General features: G+C 73.0%; 17 protein-coding genes. 6 read left to right on the top strand and 11 right to left on the bottom strand.

Going from position 1 to position 16,695, the window contains the following annotated elements:
- Positions 1-92 precede the first annotated feature (92 nt).
- From dapF to ACZ6Q9_RS08315, 3 genes are read right to left on the bottom strand one after another with little or no spacing between them, the layout of a single operon-like run.
- A complete protein-coding gene (gene dapF, locus ACZ6Q9_RS08325) occupies positions 93-944 on the bottom strand; it encodes a diaminopimelate epimerase (protein WP_393451889.1) in 852 nt (283 codons plus the stop codon).
- Between the two features lie 7 nt (positions 945-951).
- Positions 952-1,902 (bottom strand): tRNA (adenosine(37)-N6)-dimethylallyltransferase MiaA, encoded by a 951-nt coding sequence (gene miaA / locus ACZ6Q9_RS08320; protein WP_393452569.1) that lies wholly within the window; start codon positions 1,900-1,902, stop codon positions 952-954.
- Positions 1,887-2,657, bottom strand: a complete 771-nt coding sequence (locus tag ACZ6Q9_RS08315; protein WP_396828184.1) for a class III extradiol dioxygenase subunit B-like domain-containing protein — start codon at positions 2,655-2,657, stop codon at positions 1,887-1,889. Before ACZ6Q9_RS08315 ends, miaA begins: the two co-directional genes overlap by 16 nt.
- A gap of 150 nt (positions 2,658-2,807) precedes the next feature.
- Here ACZ6Q9_RS08315 and ACZ6Q9_RS08310 point away from each other — a divergent pair, with 150 nt between their 5' ends.
- Positions 2,808-4,016 (top strand): DUF349 domain-containing protein, encoded by a 1,209-nt coding sequence (locus tag ACZ6Q9_RS08310; RefSeq protein WP_363704966.1) that lies wholly within the window; start codon positions 2,808-2,810, stop codon positions 4,014-4,016.
- Positions 4,017-4,112: 96 nt separating this feature from the next.
- Here ACZ6Q9_RS08310 and miaB read toward each other — a convergent pair whose 3' ends face one another.
- Positions 4,113-5,612: a tRNA (N6-isopentenyl adenosine(37)-C2)-methylthiotransferase MiaB gene (gene miaB, locus ACZ6Q9_RS08305; protein ID WP_393265439.1), complete on the bottom strand. Its 1,500-nt coding sequence runs from the start codon at positions 5,610-5,612 to the stop codon at positions 4,113-4,115.
- A 51-nt stretch (positions 5,613-5,663) separates the two neighbouring features.
- Between miaB and ACZ6Q9_RS08300 the strand changes: the two genes are divergently transcribed.
- Complete coding sequence (locus ACZ6Q9_RS08300) at positions 5,664-5,894, top strand: DUF2277 family protein (RefSeq protein ID WP_393265442.1); 231 nt, start codon at positions 5,664-5,666, stop codon at positions 5,892-5,894.
- Between the two features lie 56 nt (positions 5,895-5,950).
- On the opposite strand, the gene ACZ6Q9_RS08295 is transcribed toward ACZ6Q9_RS08300, so the two are convergent.
- Positions 5,951-6,430 (bottom strand): hypothetical protein, encoded by a 480-nt coding sequence (locus tag ACZ6Q9_RS08295; RefSeq protein ID WP_393265444.1) that lies wholly within the window; start codon positions 6,428-6,430, stop codon positions 5,951-5,953.
- A gap of 226 nt (positions 6,431-6,656) precedes the next feature.
- Positions 6,657-7,646, bottom strand: a complete 990-nt coding sequence (gene selD / locus ACZ6Q9_RS08290) for a selenide, water dikinase SelD (protein ID WP_396828187.1) — start codon at positions 7,644-7,646, stop codon at positions 6,657-6,659.
- 192 nt (positions 7,647-7,838) lie between these two features.
- Here selD and ACZ6Q9_RS08285 point away from each other — a divergent pair, with 192 nt between their 5' ends.
- From ACZ6Q9_RS08285 to ACZ6Q9_RS08270, 4 genes are read left to right on the top strand one after another with little or no spacing between them, the layout of a single operon-like run.
- On the top strand, positions 7,839-8,594 hold the full coding sequence (locus ACZ6Q9_RS08285) for an amino acid ABC transporter ATP-binding protein (protein ID WP_393265449.1): 756 nt from the start codon (positions 7,839-7,841) through the stop codon (positions 8,592-8,594).
- Between the two features lie 57 nt (positions 8,595-8,651).
- Positions 8,652-9,530, top strand: coding sequence for a glutamate ABC transporter substrate-binding protein (locus ACZ6Q9_RS08280; protein ID WP_393265452.1), 879 nt, complete (start codon positions 8,652-8,654; stop codon positions 9,528-9,530).
- Positions 9,531-9,572: 42 nt separating this feature from the next.
- Positions 9,573-10,280: an amino acid ABC transporter permease gene (locus ACZ6Q9_RS08275; protein ID WP_357454096.1), complete on the top strand. Its 708-nt coding sequence runs from the start codon at positions 9,573-9,575 to the stop codon at positions 10,278-10,280.
- On the top strand, positions 10,277-11,260 hold the full coding sequence (locus ACZ6Q9_RS08270; RefSeq protein WP_393265455.1) for an amino acid ABC transporter permease: 984 nt from the start codon (positions 10,277-10,279) through the stop codon (positions 11,258-11,260). The genes ACZ6Q9_RS08275 and ACZ6Q9_RS08270 overlap by 4 nt, the downstream gene beginning before the upstream one ends.
- Positions 11,261-11,364: 104 nt before the next feature.
- Here the strand turns inward: ACZ6Q9_RS08270 and rny are convergent, their stop codons facing one another.
- From rny to ACZ6Q9_RS08245, 5 genes are all read right to left on the bottom strand, one after another.
- Complete coding sequence (rny, locus tag ACZ6Q9_RS08265) at positions 11,365-13,131, bottom strand: ribonuclease Y (protein ID WP_396828190.1); 1,767 nt, start codon at positions 13,129-13,131, stop codon at positions 11,365-11,367.
- A gap of 651 nt (positions 13,132-13,782) precedes the next feature.
- Entirely contained in the window at positions 13,783-14,496 is a 714-nt protein-coding gene (locus ACZ6Q9_RS08260) for a 3-keto-5-aminohexanoate cleavage protein (RefSeq protein WP_393265460.1), read from the bottom strand.
- 48 nt (positions 14,497-14,544) lie between these two features.
- Positions 14,545-15,246: a regulatory protein RecX gene (locus tag ACZ6Q9_RS08255; protein WP_393265463.1), complete on the bottom strand. Its 702-nt coding sequence runs from the start codon at positions 15,244-15,246 to the stop codon at positions 14,545-14,547.
- Positions 15,247-15,260: 14 nt separating this feature from the next.
- The gene (gene recA / locus ACZ6Q9_RS08250; protein ID WP_088995380.1) at positions 15,261-16,307 is read right to left on the bottom strand and encodes a recombinase RecA; all 1,047 of its coding nucleotides are present in this window, start codon (positions 16,305-16,307) and stop codon (positions 15,261-15,263) included.
- Between the two features lie 184 nt (positions 16,308-16,491).
- A complete protein-coding gene (locus tag ACZ6Q9_RS08245; protein WP_350705093.1) occupies positions 16,492-16,692 on the bottom strand; it encodes a DUF3046 domain-containing protein in 201 nt (66 codons plus the stop codon).
- Positions 16,693-16,695 lie beyond the last annotated feature (3 nt).

The raw sequence follows: 16,695 nt of genomic DNA, 5'->3' as shown, positions 1-16,695 counted from the left end.
GGACAGAGCCGACAAAACACGGGCCGGAAGTGCAAGATCGCGCCGTGGGTCGTGGCGGGTGGCGTGGGCGGAAGGGCAGGGGGAGGCTGGGGTCAGGCGGGCGTGGTCAGGGCGGCGGGGTCGACCTCGCCGACCGCGACCAGGACGGCGGGGCCGGCCAGCCAGCAGGAGTCCTCGGTGACCGTGACCGTGAGGCGACCGCCGGGGACGTCCACGGCGATCACCCCGGTGTCCCGGCCGGCGTCGCGCAGGGCCACGGCGGCCACCGCGCACGCGCCCGTGCCGCAGGAGAGCGTCTCGGCGGAGCCGCGCTCGTACACCCGCATCAGCACGTGCCCGTCGGCGCCGTCGACCGGCTCGCCGGGCGCGGTGAACTCGACGTTCACTCCGGCCGGGAAGGCAGCCGGGTCGAACTCCGGCGCGCGGGTGAGGTCGAGGCCGGTCAGGTCCAGCCCGGTCGGGAGCGCGCAGACCAGATGCGGGTTGCCGACGTCCACCGCCGCGCCCGGCAGGGTCAAGCCGCCCAGGGTGGCGGTCGAGGCGTCGTACACCCGGGGGCGGCGCATCTCGACGGCGACGGCGTCCCCCTCGACGCGCGCGCGCACGAGGCCGGCCCGGGTGGCCACCGGCAGCGCCGCGCCGACCGGCGTGGCCAGCCCGGACGCCAGCAGGTAGCGGACGAAGACGCGAGCGCCGTTGCCGCACATCTCGGCGAACGAGCCGTCGGAGTTCCAGTAGTCCATGAACCACTCGGCCTCGCCGGCCAGGGCGGCGCCCTCGGGGTGTTTGGCCGCCCGCACCACCCGCAGCACGCCGTCGCCGCCGAGGCCGCGCCGCCGGTCGCAGATCGCGGCGACCAGCCCGGGCGTCAGGTCGAGCGCCCCGTCCGGGTCGGGCAGGATGACGAAGTCGTTGCCGGTGCCGTGGCCCTTGGTGTACTCCACACCCCCATCATCGCGCAGCGGCCGGCAGCAGACGCAGGGCGGCCGGGATCAGGTCCGGCGCGGCCGAGTCCAGCCAGTGGATGCGCTGGTCACGGCGGAACCAGGAGCGTTGCCGGCGGACGAACCGCCGGGTGGCCCGGACCGTCTCGTCGTGTGCCTCGCCCTCGGTGATCTCCCCGGCCAGGAAGCGCAGCACCTGCTGGTACCCGAGCGCCCGGCTGGCCGTCCGCCCCTGCGGCAGGCCGCGGCCGACCAGCTCGCGGGTCTCGGCGACCAGGCCGTCGGCCCACATCCGGTCCACCCGCAGCGCGATCCGCTCGTCCAGCAGCGCCGTGTCCAGGTCCACCCCGAGCTGCACGGACGGGTAGTACGGCGTCGGGCCGGGCAGCGACGCGGTGAACGGCGCCCCGGTCAGCTCGATGACCTCCAGCGCCCGCACGATCCGCCGGCCGTTGGTGGGCAGGATCCCCGCCGCGGCGACCGGGTCGGCCTCCCGCAGCCGGGCGTACAGCGGGGCCGGGCCGGTCTCGGCCAGCTCCCGTTCGAGCCGCTCGCGGGCCGCCGGGTCGGTGCCGGGGAACTCGAACCGCTCCAGCACCGCCCGCACGTAGAGGCCGGAGCCGCCGACCAGCAGCGGCACCCGGCCCCGGGCCAGGATGTCGTCGACCGCCGCGCGGGCCAGCCGCTGGTATTCCGCCACGCTCGCCGGCTCGGTGACGTCCCAGATGTCCAGCAGGTGGTGCGGCACCCCCTCGCGCTCGGCCGGGGTGAGCTTCGCGGTGCCGATGTCCATGCCCCGGTAGAGCTGCATCGAGTCGGCGTTGACCACCTCGCCGTCGAGGGCGTGCGCGAGCGCGATGCTCAGTGCGGACTTCCCGGCCGCCGTCGGCCCGACCACCGCGACCACCGTCCCGACCGGCGGGTGGCCGCCGGTCGGCGCGCTCACGCCGGCTCCCAGGTGGCCACGAAGTAGGCCACGCCGTAGGGCGCGGCGTCGTGGGTCAGCTCGCCACGCCAGCGTCCGCCCGCCGCGCCCGCCGCGCCGGCGAGCACCTGCCAGGCCGCCCGACCGGCGACCTTCAGCTCGGCCGACAGCACCGGGTCCAGGCCGTGCAGGGCGTCGGCGTCCGCGTCCGCCAGAGCCCGGGCAACCCTCTCGTCGTACGCCTGCGCGCGCGGGTCGTCGTAGCCGGGCGCCTTCTCGCCCCGGCAGGCGGACCCGTCCCCCATCACCAGCAGCGCGACCCGGCCCTCGGCGCGGCGCACCAGCTCCGCCCCGAGCGCGGCGCACTCGCCCGGGGCGGCGTCGGCGGCGACCGACTGGGCGAACCGGGGCAGGTCGGTCCCCGCCCTGCCGAGCAGCCACGCGCCGACGGTCAGGCTCAGCGGCAGCCGCTCCCCACCGCCGCAGTTGGTCTTCCACAGCCGGACGTGGCGGTCGACGCCGTAGGCGCGCAGGGAGCCGTAGTCGGCGGCCCGGAAGCGGACGGTCTCCGGCCCGGCGCCGACCAGCACGATCTGGTCAGGCGAGGCGGCGAGCAGCCGGCCGACGGCCGCGTCGCAGGCCGTGCGGAGTTCGTCCAGCTCAGCGGCGGCGGCACCGGCCACCTCGGGCACGAGCAGGGGCGGATGCGGGCAGACGGCGGCGGCGACCAGGGGCACCCGTTCACCGTAGCGGGACCCCCCGGTGCGTCCCCGCGCCGATCCGGTCATTCGGGGGCTAGGACACCGTATGGTCACGGTCGGCGATAGGCGCTCGACGCGGACGGGGGCGGACCTGTGACAATGCCGGGAGTAACTTTGCTGCGCCGTGGCGGCGATCGTGGGACCGGTCCCCGACGCCGGGAGAACGAGGATGGGCACATGAGCGACTGGACTGCCTTCGGACGGGTGGACGCGGACGGCACCGTGTACGTCAAGACCGCCGACGGCGAGCGGGTGGTCGGATCCTGGCAGGCGGGAGCGCCCGAGGAGGGGCTTGCCCACTTCGCCCGCCGCTTCGACGACCTGGTGACCGAGGTCAACCTGACGGAGGCGCGGCTCAACTCGGGTGCGGCGGACGCCGGCCACTCGCTGACGACGATCCGCCGGATCCGCGCCTCGCTCGCCGAGGCGCACGTCGTCGGCGACATCGACGCGTTGGCCGCGCGGCTGGACCGACTCGCCGCCGTCGCCGAGGAGAAGGCCGGCGAGGCCAAGGCCGCCCGGGACGCCGCCCGGGGCGAGGCACTCGCCCGCAAGCAGGCGCTGGTGGAGGAGGCGGAGAAGCTGGCCGCCGAGTCGACCGGCTGGAAGACCGCCGGCGACCGGCTCAAGGAGATCCTCGAGGAGTGGAAGACCATCCGCGGGGTCGACAAGAAGACCGACGGTGAGCTGTGGAAGCGGTTCGCCGCGGCCCGGGACGGCTTCACCCGCCGCCGGGGCGCCCACTTCGCCTCACTGGACTCGCAGCGCAAGCAGGCGCAGTCGGTCAAGGAGGAGCTGGTCGCCGAGGCCGAGAAGCTGAAGGACTCCACGGACTGGGCGGCGACCGCCAACCAGCTCAAGGACCTGATGAACCAGTGGAAGGCCGCCCCGCGCGCCTCCAAGGAGGCGGAGCAGAAGCTCTGGGAGAGGTTCCGGGCCGCGCAGGACGAGTTCTTCACCCGGCGCAGCGAGGTCTTCTCGGCCCGCGACAACGAGCAGCGGGCCAACCTGGAGCGCAAGCAGGCGCTGCTCGCCGAGGCCGAGGCGCTGGACGTCGACGGCGACCCGAAGGGCGCGCAGGCCAAGCTGCGGGAGATCCAGGCGCAGTGGCACGAGGCCGGCCGGGTGCCCCGCGAGGCGGCGGCCGGGCTGGAGCGCCGGCTGCGGGCGGTCGACGACAAGGTCCGCGAGGTGATGGACTCCGCGTGGCGACGCACCACCAAGGAGGACAACCCGCTGCTGGCCCAGATGCGGACGCAGGTCGCCGAGGCCGAGGAGCGGCTGGCCCGGGCCCAGGCGGCCGGGGACGCCCGGCGGATCAAGGAGGCCGAGCAGGCGCTCGCCTCGAAGCGGCAGTTCCTCCAGCTCGCCGAGCAGGCCGGCTGAGCTGAGACACGCGAGAGCCCCCGGTCCGCGCGGACCGGGGGCTCTCGCGTGTCCGGGCAGCCGCCGCGGCGGTGGGATCGGCCGGCCCGTCGTGGGTCAGTGGGCGGCGCAGCCCGTCGTCGGCGCGGGCGCCGCGGCCGGCGCGCCGATCGTGGGCAGCCCGAGCAGCACCCCGGGCGTACGCGGGGAGCGCCCCGCCTCGGCCGCGTCGCCGGCCCGGGTGCGCCGGTGCGACAGCGGTTCACCGTCGGCGTTGAGGTGGTGCGGGGCCGCGTACGTGACGGTGGTGTGCACGATGTCGCCGGGGCGGATCTGCCCGGCGAGGGAACCCGCGTCGAAGTGGACGAGGCGGCCGTCACGGGCGCGGCCGGACATCCGGCCGGTGCGCTCGTCCTTGCGCCCCTCGCCGACGGCGACCAGCACCTCGACGGTCTCCCCCACGAGCCGCTTGTTCTCCGCCCAGGTGATCTCCTCCACGCAGGCGACCAGCCGCTCGTAGCGCTCCTGGACGACCTGCTTGGGGAGCTGGCCCTCCATCGTGGCGGCGGGGGTGCCGGGGCGCTTCGAGTACTGGAAGGTGAACGCGGAGGAGAACCGGGCCTCGCGGACCACGTCGAGGGTGCGCTCGAAGTCGGCGTCGGTCTCGCCGGGGAAGCCGACGATGATGTCCGTGGTGATCGCCGCGTCCGGCATCGCCGCCCGGACCTTCTCGATGATGCCGAGGTAGCGGTCGGCCCGGTACGAGCGGCGCATGGCGCGCAGCACGTCGTCCGAGCCGGACTGCAGCGGCATGTGCAGCGAGTGGCAGACGTTCGGCGTCTCGGCCATCGCGGCGATCACGTCGTCGGTGAAGTCCTTGGGGTGCGGGCTGGTGAACCGGACCCGCTCCAGGCCGTCGACGTCGCCGCAGGCGCGCAGCAGCTTGCCGAAGGCGAGCCGGTCGCCGAACTCCACGCCGTAGGAGTTGACGTTCTGCCCGAGCAGGGTCACCTCCAGCACGCCCTCGTCGACCAGGGCGCGCACCTCGGAGAGGATGTCGCCGGGGCGGCGGTCCTTCTCCTTGCCGCGCAGGGAGGGCACGATGCAGAACGTGCAGGTGTTGTTGCAGCCGACGGAGATCGACACCCAGCCGGCGTACGTGGACTCGCGCCGGGTGGGCAGCGTCGAGGGGAAGACGTCGAGGGACTCGATGATCTCCACCTCGGCGGCGGCGTTGTGCCGGGCCCGCTCCAGCAGCACCGGCAGCGACCCGATGTTGTGCGTGCCGAAGACCACGTCCACCCAGGGCGCCTTGCGGACGATCTCGCCGCGGTCCTTCTGGGCGAGGCAGCCGCCGACGGCGATCTGCATCCCCGGGTGCCTGTCCTTGACGGGGCGCAGGTGACCGAGGTTGCCGTAGAGCCGGTTGTCGGCATTCTCCCGGACCGCGCAGGTGTTGAACACCACCACGTCCGGGTTGTCGTCGGCCTCGGCGGCGCGCACGTAGCCCGCCTGCTCCAGCAGCCCGGAGATGCGCTCGGAGTCGTGCACGTTCATCTGGCAGCCGTACGTGCGCACCTGGTAGGTGCGCGGGCTGCTCGCCGCTGCGGTAGTCATGACCCGGACAGCGTATCCGGGCGAGAATCCCGAACCGAACGAGGAGGAGCCGTGTGCCGGAGCATCAAGACCCTTCGTGAGCCGTACGTCGCCGAGGTGAGCCCGGCCGACGTCGAGGCCGCCGCCCTGCAGTACGTCCGGAAGATCTCGGGCTTCCGCAGGCCCGCCGCGCACAACGCCGCGGCCTTCGACGCGGCGGTCGCCGCGGTCGCCGCGGCCACCGCGACCCTGCTGAACGAGCTGGAGGTACGCGGCGGCCGCTCCGCCCGCCCGGCGAGCTGACCCCGCCGCCCGCTGGGCCGCCGCGGGAGCCGTCCCGCGTGCTGGCGCGGCTGGTCTCAGGCGGCGGCGAGCGCGGGCAGCACCGAGTCGGGGGCCCAGCGTGAGCGGTGGCACTGCGACCAGCCGCGGCAGCGGGGATCGGCCTCGGTGCAGAGCCGCTGGTTGCCGAGCACCTCGCCGTCGTCGGTCTCGCGGACGTCGAAGTGCACCGGCCGGATCGTGCCGTCGGGGGCCACGAGCAGGTGCCGGCCGGCGTCGAGGGTGTCGTCGCGCAGCAGGCAGTTGCGGTCCAGCAGCCGCGCCAGCGCGGCGATGCTGGCGTGCTCGGGGAGCCCGTCGGGCACGCCGTAGCAGTCCACGATGGTGGCGAACTCCCCCGGCGCCTGCCAGACGTCACAGATCACCGCGTGCGTCGGCAGCCGGGCCGGGTCGGCCGCCGCCAGGGGCATCACCACCCGACCGAGTGCCTCGGCCAGTGCCGGGTAGACCTCCACCGGCCGCACCTGGTCGATTCTCCAGTTCCACAGCTCGGTCATGCCGCCTCCTCGCTGTGCTCGTCCCACCGGCCTCCGGATCGGGCCTTACTGACGATGGTGGGGGGCATATGACCTCAGCCGGGGGCAAGTTACCGGTCTGTGACCATTCCGGGCAAAATTTCCTCGGGCACCATCGCTCCGAGTGGCCGAAAGATGACAGTTTATCGGGTACGGTGCCCCGCCCGGAACTTCCCGCTCCGTGGCGCGCCCGTTCCGACCGGGTCGGTCAGCGCACGACGACCCGGTGCTCGCCGGGGGGCAGCAGCTCGCCGACCACGGTGGCGCCCGGCAGTTCGCCGGCGACCAGCAGGCCGCCCGACGTCTGCGCGTCGGCCAGCAGCAGCCGGTCGTCCTCGGCGATCCCGCCGAAGTCCGTCCACCCGGCGACCCACTCCAGGTTGCGGCGGCTGCCGCCGCTGACGTACCCGTCGCGCACCGCCTCCCGGGCGCCGGCCAGGTAGGGCACCCGGGCCGCGTCGATCGCCACCGTCAGCCGGCTCGCCCGGGCCATCTTGGACGCGTGCCCGAGCAGACCGAAGCCGGTCACGTCGGTGCCGCAGCGCACACCGGCCGCCACCGCGGCCCGCGCGGCGTCCCGGTTGAGGGTGGTCATCGCGGCGACCGCCTCGGGGAAGCTCTCGCCGGTGGCCTTGTGCCTGGTGTTGAGCACCCCGACGCCCAGCGGCTTGGTCAGCGACAGCGGCAGCCCCGCCCGGCCCACGTCCAGGGTGATCAGCTCCTCGGGCCGGACCACCCCGGTGACGGCCAGCCCGTACTTGGGGCCCTCGTCGTCGACGCTGTGCCCGCCGGCGAGGTGGCATCCCGCGTCCCGGGCCACGTCCTGCCCGCCGCGCAGCACCTCCCGGGCCAGCTCCAGCGGCAGCACCTCGCGCGGCCAGCAGAGCAGGTTGAGCGCGACGAGCGGGGTGCCACCCATCGCGTACACGTCGGAGAGCGCGTTGGTCGCGGCGATCCGCCCCCAGTCGTACGCGTCGTCGACGACCGGGGTGAAGAAGTCGGCGGTGGTGACCAGGCCGGTCCGTTCGTCGAGCCGGACCACCGCGGCGTCGTCGCCGTGGTCCAGGCCGACGAGCAGGTCCGAAGTGCCGGTGGCCGGGCCGAGGCCGGCGACCATCTTCTCCAGCTCGCCGGGTGGGATCTTGCAGGCACAACCGCCGCCGCGGGCGTACCGGGTCAGCCGTACCGGGTCCGTCATGCCCCGTATGATCTTTTACACACCCCCGCGCCGCCAACGGGCGGACCGGTTTCGGAGTCAAAATCCGACTCCCGGCCCCGAGCGGCAAGGGTGTTACCGCTCCGTGACCAACTGACTTGCGTTCCGCCACATCCACCCGCCTAAAGTTGCCGCACCGGGGGTCAACGGACCCCGTGCGCGACGACAGGGACGGTGGACGACGTGGCGACGGGCGAACCGCTCATCGTGCTGGAATCGGTCAACAAGTGGTTCGGGCCGCTGCACGTGCTGGACGACGTCTCGCTGTCGGTCGGGCGCGGCGAGGTGGTCGTGGTCATCGGGCCGTCCGGCTCCGGCAAGTCGACGCTCTGCCGCACCATCAACCGGCTCGAGCCGATCACCTCCGGCACGATCACCTTCGACGGGCAGCCGCTGCCGGCCGAGGGCAAGGCGCTGGCGAAGCTGCGCAGCGAGGTCGGCATGGTGTTCCAGTCGTTCAACCTCTTCGCGCACAAGACGATCCTCGAGAACGTCACCCTCGGGCCGGTCAAGGTCCGCAAGGAGAAGCCGGCGGCGGCCCGCGAGCGCGGCCTGGCCCTGCTGGACCGGGTCGGCATCGCCAACCAGGCCGACAAGTTCCCCGCCCAGCTCTCCGGCGGCCAGCAGCAGCGCGTCGCGATCGCGCGCGCGCTGGCCATGCAGCCCAAGGCGATGCTCTTCGACGAGCCGACCAGCGCGCTCGACCCGGAGATGGTCGGCGAGGTGCTGGACGTGATGACGTCGCTGGCGCGCGAGGGCATGACGATGGTCGTGGTCACCCACGAGATGGGCTTCGCCCGGCACGCGGCGAACCGGGTCATCTTCATGGCCGACGGGCAGCTGGTCGAGGACGCCCCGCCCGCCGAGTTCTTCGCCAACCCGCGCAGCGAGCGGGCCAGGGACTTCCTCTCCAAGATCCTCACGCACTAGGCGTCCGTACCTGGAGCGCGCCGTCCCCCGGCGGTTCCGTCGAAGAAGGAGATGAGTATGCGTATCACGCGCGTAGCGGCGCTCGCCGCGGCCGCCACCCTGGCGCTCGGCATGACCGCCTGCGGTGGCGACGACGCCGAGGAGGGCACCGGCGCCGGCAGCAAGTCCTTCGCCGCCGGCAGCACGATGGAGCGCCTGAACAAGGCCCAGTCCATCAAGATCGGCACGAAGTTCGACCAGCCCGGCTTCGGCCAGAAGGGCCTGTCGGGCGACCCGGAGGGCTTCGACGTCGAGGTCGCGAAGATCATCGTCAAGGAGCTCGGCATCCCCGAGGACAAGATCGAGTGGGTCGAGGCCCCCTCGAAGGTCCGCGAGGACGTCATCGTGAACGGCACGGTCGACCTGGTCGCCGCGACCTACACGATCAACGACAAGCGCAAGGAGCGCATCGCGTTCGCCGGGCCGTACTACGAGGCCGGCCAGAACATCATGGTGAAGAAGGACGACACCACGATCACCGGGCCGGACTCCTTCAAGGACGGCACCAAGAAGGTCTGCTCGGTCACCGGCTCCACCCCGGCCGAGGAGATCAAGAAGCACGTCAAGGACGTCGCCACCCAGCTGGTGCTGTTCGACACCTACGACAAGTGCCGCGACGCCCTCAAGGGCGGCCAGGTCGACGCCGTCACCACGGACAACGTGATCCTGCTCGGCTACGTCGCCAAGGACGAGGCGTCCTTCAAGCTGGCCGGCGACAACTTCACCAAGGAGCCGTACGGCATCGGGGTGAAGAAGGAGGACACCGCCTTCCGCAACTTCATCAACGACACGCTGGAGAAGGCGTTCGCCGACGGTAGCTGGCAGAAGGCCTGGGACGGCACCGCCGGCAAGTTCGGCGCCCAGCTGGGCTCCGCCCCGACCGTCAACCGCTACTGATCTAATTCCTTCGATCTGGAGGGTGGGGAGGAAGACCGACCCGTGAGTGTGCTCATCGACAAGTTCGACGTCTTCGCGGGTGGTTTCTGGCTCACCCTCCAGATCTGCGTACTCGCCGCGATCGGTGCCCTGATCCTGGGCGCCGTCGTGGCGGTACTGCGGATCTCCCCGGTGCCGCCGCTGCGGGCGGTCGGCACCGCGTACGTCAACATCTTCCGGAACATGCCGCTGACCGTGGTGATGTTCTTCGCCGCGTTCGGCCTGCCGGCCCTCGGCTCCAACGCGGACTTCCTGCGCATCCCCGGCCTGGACGCGGTGTTCAGCCGGCTCGACACGGACCTGCCGTACTTCCGCTTCGCGCTGATCGCGCTGGTGCTCTACACCGCCGCGTTCGTCTGCGAGGCGCTGCGGTCCGGCGTGAACGCCGTCCCCGCCGGCCAGGCGGAGGCCGCCCGGTCGCTCGGCCTCACCTTCGGCCAGAACCTGCGGTACGTGGTGCTGCCGCAGTCCTGGAAGGCCTCCGTGGTGCCCCTCGGTTCGGTCATCATCGCGATGATCAAGAACTCGGCCCTGATCGGCTTCTTCGGCGTGGTCGGCGACCTCTCGCAGACCGCCGACCAGCTCACCTCGGCCGAGGGCTACGCCTTCGTCCCCGTCGCCATCGGCATCTCGATCGGATACCTGATCATGACCGTCCCCCTCGGCGCGCTCCTCGACCGGATCGAGAAGCGGCAGGCGGTGGCCCGATGAGCCAGCAGACCGTCCTCTACGACGTCCCCGGCCCCCGGCAGCGCCGGATCACCCTCGTCAGCAGCCTGGTCGCGACGGTGCTGCTGCTCGCGGGCGCGTACTTCCTGATCTACAAGCCGCTGGACGCCAAGGGCCAGTTCTCGATGGAGCTCTGGGGGCCCCTGCTCGACCCCTCCAACGAGAACTTCTCGCAGGTGTGGGAGCGGATCGGCCTCGGCTTCAAGAACACGCTGACCGCCGCCGCCCTGGCGATCGTCGCCTCGCTGGTGGTCGGCACCCTGCTCGCGGTGCTGCGGATCCAGCTCAAGAGCCTGACCCGCCGCCGGTTCACCGGGGTCGCCACGCCGCTGGCCTACCTGCTGCGCGGGCTGAGCGTGCTGCTGTCGGCGGTCACCCGGGTCTGCGTCGAGGTGTTCCGGGGCCTGCCCGTGGTCATCACGATCTTCTTCGTGGCGCGCGGCTTCCCCGAGTTCGGCGTCTCGTTCGACACGCTGTGGTACCTGGTCATCGGCCTGACCATCTACAACTCGGTGGTCATCGCCGAGATCCTCCGCTCCGGCATGGAGGGCCTGCCCGGCGGGCAGGCCGAGGCGGCGGCCGCGATCGGCCTCTCCCCGCTGCAGACCACCCGGATGATCCTGCTGCCGCAGGCCTTCCGGATCATGCTGCCGGCGCTGATCAGCCAGCTCGTCGTGGTGCTCAAGGACACCTCGCTGGGCTTCATCATCAGCTACGAGGAGACCCTGAACATCGGCAAGCAGCTCATCGGCGTGCTGGACAACCCGATCCAGGTCTACGTCGTGATCGCGGTGATGTTCATCCTGGTGAACTACTCGCTGTCGAAGCTGGCCCAGTACGTCCAGCACCGGCTCTCCCGGGGCCGCAAGACCGCCGGCACCCCGGCGCAGCAGCCTCCGGCCGCCGCCCTCATCGCGCAGGCCGAGGGCGGCGGCGCGGGCGGCGGCGCGGGCGGCAACTGACCCGAACCCACGACGCCGAAAGGGCCGGCCCGGGAAACCGGGCCGGCCCTTTCGCAGTCCCTCGGCCTGGTGGCCGCCTCCCCGGGTGCCCGGGGGTCAGGTGTTCAGCGCGCGATCTCGGTGACCCGGGACTCGCGGACCACGGTCACCCGGATCTGCCCCGGGTACGTCAGCTCCTCCTCGATCTGCTTCGCCACGTCCCGGGCCAGCACGGCGGAGCCGATGTCATCCACGTCGTCCGGCTTGACCATCACCCGGATCTCGCGGCCGGCCTGCATGGCGAAGACCTTCTCCACGCCGAGCTTGCCGGCCGCGATCTCCTCGATCCGCTCCAGCCGCTTGACGTACGCCTCCAGGCTCTCCCGCCGCGCCCCGGGCCGCCCGCCGGAGCAGGCGTCGGACGCCTGGGTGAGGACGGCCTCGATGGTCTGCGGCGGCACCTCGTTGTGGTGCGCCTCGATGGCGTGGACGACGTCCTCGCTCTCGCCGTACTTGCGGGCGAGATCGGCGCCGATGATGGCGTGGCTGCCCTCCACCTCGTGGGTCAGCGCCTTGCCGATGTCGTGCAGGAACGCCGAGCGCTTGATGGTCGGCACGTCGAGCCGCAGCTCGGCCGCCATGATCCCGGCGATGTGCGCGGTCTCCACCAGGTGCTTGAGCACGTTCTGCCCGTACGACGTCCGGTAGCGCAGCCGGCCGAGCAGGGTGACCAGCTCCGGGTGGATCTCGGTGATGCCGACCTCGACCAGGGCGTCCTCGGCGGCCCGCTGGCACAGCTCCTCCACCTCGTGCCGGGCCAGGTCGTAGACCTCCTCGATCCGGTGCGGGTGGATCCGCCCGTCCAGCACCAGCTTCTCCAGGGTGAGCCGGCCGACCTCCCGGCGCACCGGGTCGAAGCAGGAGAGCAGCACCGCCTCGGGGGTGTCGTCGATGATCAGGTTGACCCCGGTGACCGACTCGAAGGCGCGGATGTTGCGGCCCTCCCGGCCGATGATCCGCCCCTTCATCTCGTCGCCGGGCAGGTGCAGGACGCTGACCACGCTCTCCGCGGTCTGCTCGCTGGCGACCCGCTGGATCGCGTCGACGACGATGTGCCGGGCGCGCTGCTCGGCGGTGTTGCGCGCGTCGGACTCGATGTCCCGGACCAGCAGCGCGGCCTCCCGCTTGGCCTGGCCCTCGATCGCCTCGATCAACTCCGCCCGGGCCGTGTCGGCGGTGAGCCCGGCGACCCGCTCCAACTCCCGGCGCCGCTGCTCCTCCGCCTCGGCCAGCTCCGCCTCCCGCTGGTCGAGCGCGGCGCCGCGGGCGGCCAGGGCCGCGCTGGCGGCCGTGAGCTGGCGCTCCCGCTCGGCGAGCCGCTCCACCTCCTCGGTGTGCAGCCGCTCGCGCTCGTCCATCCGGGCCGCCCGCCGCTCCACCTCGGCGGCCTGCTCCCGGGTGGTGGCGGCGAGCACCGCGACCTCGCGTTCGCCGCTGCGCCGGGCCGTGGTCCGTAGCTGCTCCGCATCCGCCTCGGCCTGCTTGTGGGCCCGTTCCAGGATGGTGTCGGCCTCCGCCCGGGCGTCGTCGAGCACCCGGCGTGCCTCGGCGCGGGCCGCCTTCGCCTCGGCCTTCGCGGCAGCCGCCTCGGCCCGGGCCGCCGCGGCGGCGGACTTCGCCACGTCGATCGTGCTGTTGGCCTCGTCGGCGGCGCTGCGCAGCGCGGCCAGGGACTGTTCCTGCCGGTCCTTCTCGGCGATGAAGGCGGGATCCTCGGGTGCCGGCGCCGAGCCGAGGCGGCGCAGCGTCCGTACGCCCAGCAGCACCGCCCCGAGCACGACCACGGTCAGGACCAGCACCACCGCGAGGATCACGACGTCGAAGCCGCTCATGCCGGCGCCCCGTTCCGCACGGCCGTCACACGGTCGGCCACACCCCGGTCGGCTCGGGACCGGTGCGGGCCCGGCCCGACGTTCAGCCCGCTCATGTCGGCACCCCGGTGGACCTGCGCCGCCTCGCCATGGCCGCCTCCCCTGAACGTCGGGACCGCAGCGACGGTGCCGGTGGGCACGCACCCTGCGGCTGTGGACGCCCGACCGGAGCGACTGGCCGTGGGTAGGTTCCGTCGGCGGTGCCCACGCGGGGCATCGCCGGCGGCCGGGTGCAGTTGTCGCGCCAGCCCCGGACCGGCCTGTCCGAAGCTGCCGCCAGTGGCCGACGAGTCGGCCAAAGTGATGCTGTTCCGTTACGCGATCTATGTTGTGCGCTTAGCCTGCGCTGGTCGGGCAATGTGAGCCTGTATGGCGAGGCTAGGTCTCCCGGGGCCGTCTGGTCAAGAACTCATGATCAAACCCCCCGAACGGAGAGAAGTTGTCGCGTCACCGTGCGCTCACTGCACGACGGACACCAGCGGACAACCCGGGCAGCCAGCGGGGCCTCACGACCCATCGGCCCTGCTCAGGCCGGACCGCCCGCCGCGGCTCGACCCGACGACCCGGCGTCCGGAGTCGTGCGGAAAACGCGGCTTCGTCGCCGGGGCGGAGTCAGCGGGCGCCGGCGGCCACCGCCGCCGTCACCAGGTCGGCGTTGCCGGGCGTGACCACCCCGTCGGGCAGCCGCAGCGTGTCCTCCAAGCCGATGCGGCTGTGCAGGCCCCGGCGGACCGCCTCGGCGAGGATCGGCCACGTCGCCGGCCCCTCGGCGTGCAGCAGCACCGGCGGCGGCCCGGCGGCCGGGGACGGCAGCGCGGCGAGCATGCCCGCCGCGTCCGCCAGCGCCACCGCCGGTTCCTCGGCCATGCACTCGACGAGGACGCGCCCCGCCGGTACCCGCCAGCCCCTGTACGCCTCGACCGCGTCGACCGTCCAGAGCCCCGCCTCCACCACGACACCCCGCTCGTGCAGCGCCGCCGCGACCGCCTCGGCGCCCGGCTCGTGCGCGTTGACCGAGGCGAAATCCGGCAGCACCGTCCAGGCCCGGACGGCGGCCACCCGAGCGGCCGGGTCCGGCTCGATCCAGGCCCCGGTGCTCACCCCGACCGGCAGGCCCGGGCTGGCCGCCCGGATCGCGTCCAGCGCGGCGGCGATCACCGACGGGTGCAGGGACTCCCGGCCATCGGCGCCGCGGGGGTGCACGTGCACCGCCCCGGCGCCGAGCCTGGCACAGCGGGCCGCGTCGGCGGCCAGGTCGGCCGGCGTGACCGGCACCGACGGGTGCTCGTCGCACCCACGGGCGCCGTTGAGGCACGCCTTGAGCACAGACCCTCCCCTCCGGCCGCCGCTCCGCTCAGTCGACGGAGCGGCTGTTCAGTCGACTGGGCGGCTGTCGCGGTCGAGCTCGCCCTCGGCGTCGGCGAGCGCGTCGGCGTCGATCTGCTCGGCGAACTCGGCCGCCTCGGCGCTCTGCGCGGCGAGCGCGTCCTTCACCGCCCGGATCGCCACGCCGGGCGGGTAGCCCTTGCGGGCCAGCATCGCCACCAGCCGCCGAAAGACCGCGTCCGGCTCGCCGCGGGCGGACCGCAGCTTCCGCTCCACCAGGGCGCGGGCGGTCTCGGCCTCGGTCTCCTCGTCCAGCTCGCCGAGGGCCTCGCTGGCGACCTCGCCGTCGACACCGCGCTGACGCAGCTCGTTGGCGAGCGCCCGGCGGGCCAGGCCCCGGCCGGCGTGCCGGCTGGACACCCAGGCCCGCGCGAAGGCGGCGTCGTCGATGATGCCGACCTCGTCGTAGCGGTCGAGCACCATCGCGGAGACCTCCTCGGAGATCCCCCGCTTCGCCAGTGCCCCGGCCAGCTCGGCCCGGGTGCGCGGCCGGACGGCGAGCTGGCGCAGGCAGATCTCCCGCGCCAGCTCCGACTCGTCGGGCGGCGCGGCGGCGGGCGCCTCGGGGTCGATCTCCTCGGCACGGGGGCCACGGCGACCCCGCCGGGGTCGGGGCGTCGTCGTGCCGTCACCCGCGCGGGGCGGACTGGCATCCCAGCCCCGCCCCGTGCGGGCGCGTCGTCCTGCCACGGGTCAGCGACCGGTCAGAAGTCGACCGGCGGCAGCTCCGGGCCACCGGCGGCGTCGCCCGCGCCGACCCCGACGCCGAGCTTCTCCAGGATCTTCTTCTCGATCTCGGCGGCCACGTCCGGGTTCTCCCGGAGGAACTCGCGGGCCTTCTCCTTGCCTTGGCCCAGCTGGTCGCCGTCGTAGGTGTACCAGGCGCCGGACTTGCGGATGATCGCCTGCTCGACGCCGACGTCGATCAGCGAGCCCTCGCGGGAGATGCCCTTGCCGTACATGATGTCGAACTCGGCCTGCTTGAACGGCGCGGCGACCTTGTTCTTCACGACCTTGACCCGGGTGCGGTTACCGACCACGTCGGTGCCGTCCTTGAGGCTCTCGATGCGGCGCACGTCGAGCCGGACCGAGGCGTAGAACTTCAGCGCCCGGCCGCCCGTGGTGGTCTCGGGGCTGCCGAACATCACGCCGATCTTCTCGCGGAGCTGGTTGATGAAGATCGCGGTGGTGCCGGTGTTGTTGAGCACACCGGTGATCTTCCGCAGCGCCTGGCTCATCAGCCGGGCCTGCAGACCCACGTGGCTGTCGCCCATCTCGCCCTCGATCTCGGCGCGCGGCACCAGCGCGGCCACCGAGTCGATCACGATGATGTCGAGCGCGCCAGAGCGGACCAGCATGTCCGCGATCTCCAGCGCCTGCTCACCGGTGTCGGGCTGGGAGACCAGCAGGGCGTCGGTGTCGACGCCGAGGGCCTTCGCGTATTCCGGGTCGAGCGCGTGCTCGGCGTCGACGAAGGCGGCGATGCCGCCGGCCCGCTGGGCGTTGGCCACGGCGTGCAGCGCCACGGTGGTCTTACCGCTGGACTCCGGACCGTAGATCTCGACCACCCGGCCGCGGGGCAGGCCGCCCACGCCGAGCGCCACGTCGAGGGCGATCGACCCGGTGGGGATGACCGCGGTCTGGATGACCGGCCGCTCCCCGAGCCGCATCACCGAGCCCTTGCCGAACTGCTTGTCGATCTGAGCGAGAGCAAGGTCGAGTGCCTTCTCCCGGTCAGGCCCTGCTGCCATCGTTGCCACCCCTGCCTTCGCCGGCGTCTTTCCTGAGCTTCGCGTCACGCGGACACGCTAGGCGCTGGGTCCGACAGAAAACCAGCCGACGGGCCGTGAGCTGTGGACGAGCACCCCGCTGTGGACAATAGCCGAACAGGTGTACGAGTCGGCAAGCGACACGCGGGAGCGACGAAATGGCTGCTCAGCGTAGTCGCGCGGGCACCCGGTCGGGATAGGCGGCGCAGACCGCCCGCCACACGACGTGCGCCTGCTCACCCGATGCCAGCGCCTGCTCGACGGTCCGGCCGCCGAGCTGGGAGAGCACCTGGTCGCGGGCGATGCTGGCCGCGTAGGCGGGGCCGAACGCCTCCTCCAACCGCGACCAGAAGTCGGTCAGCCGCACGTG

The sequence above is a fragment of the Micromonospora sp. NPDC049139 genome (assembly GCF_055586845.1).
This window is presented reverse-complemented; position numbering and strand designations above follow the sequence as displayed.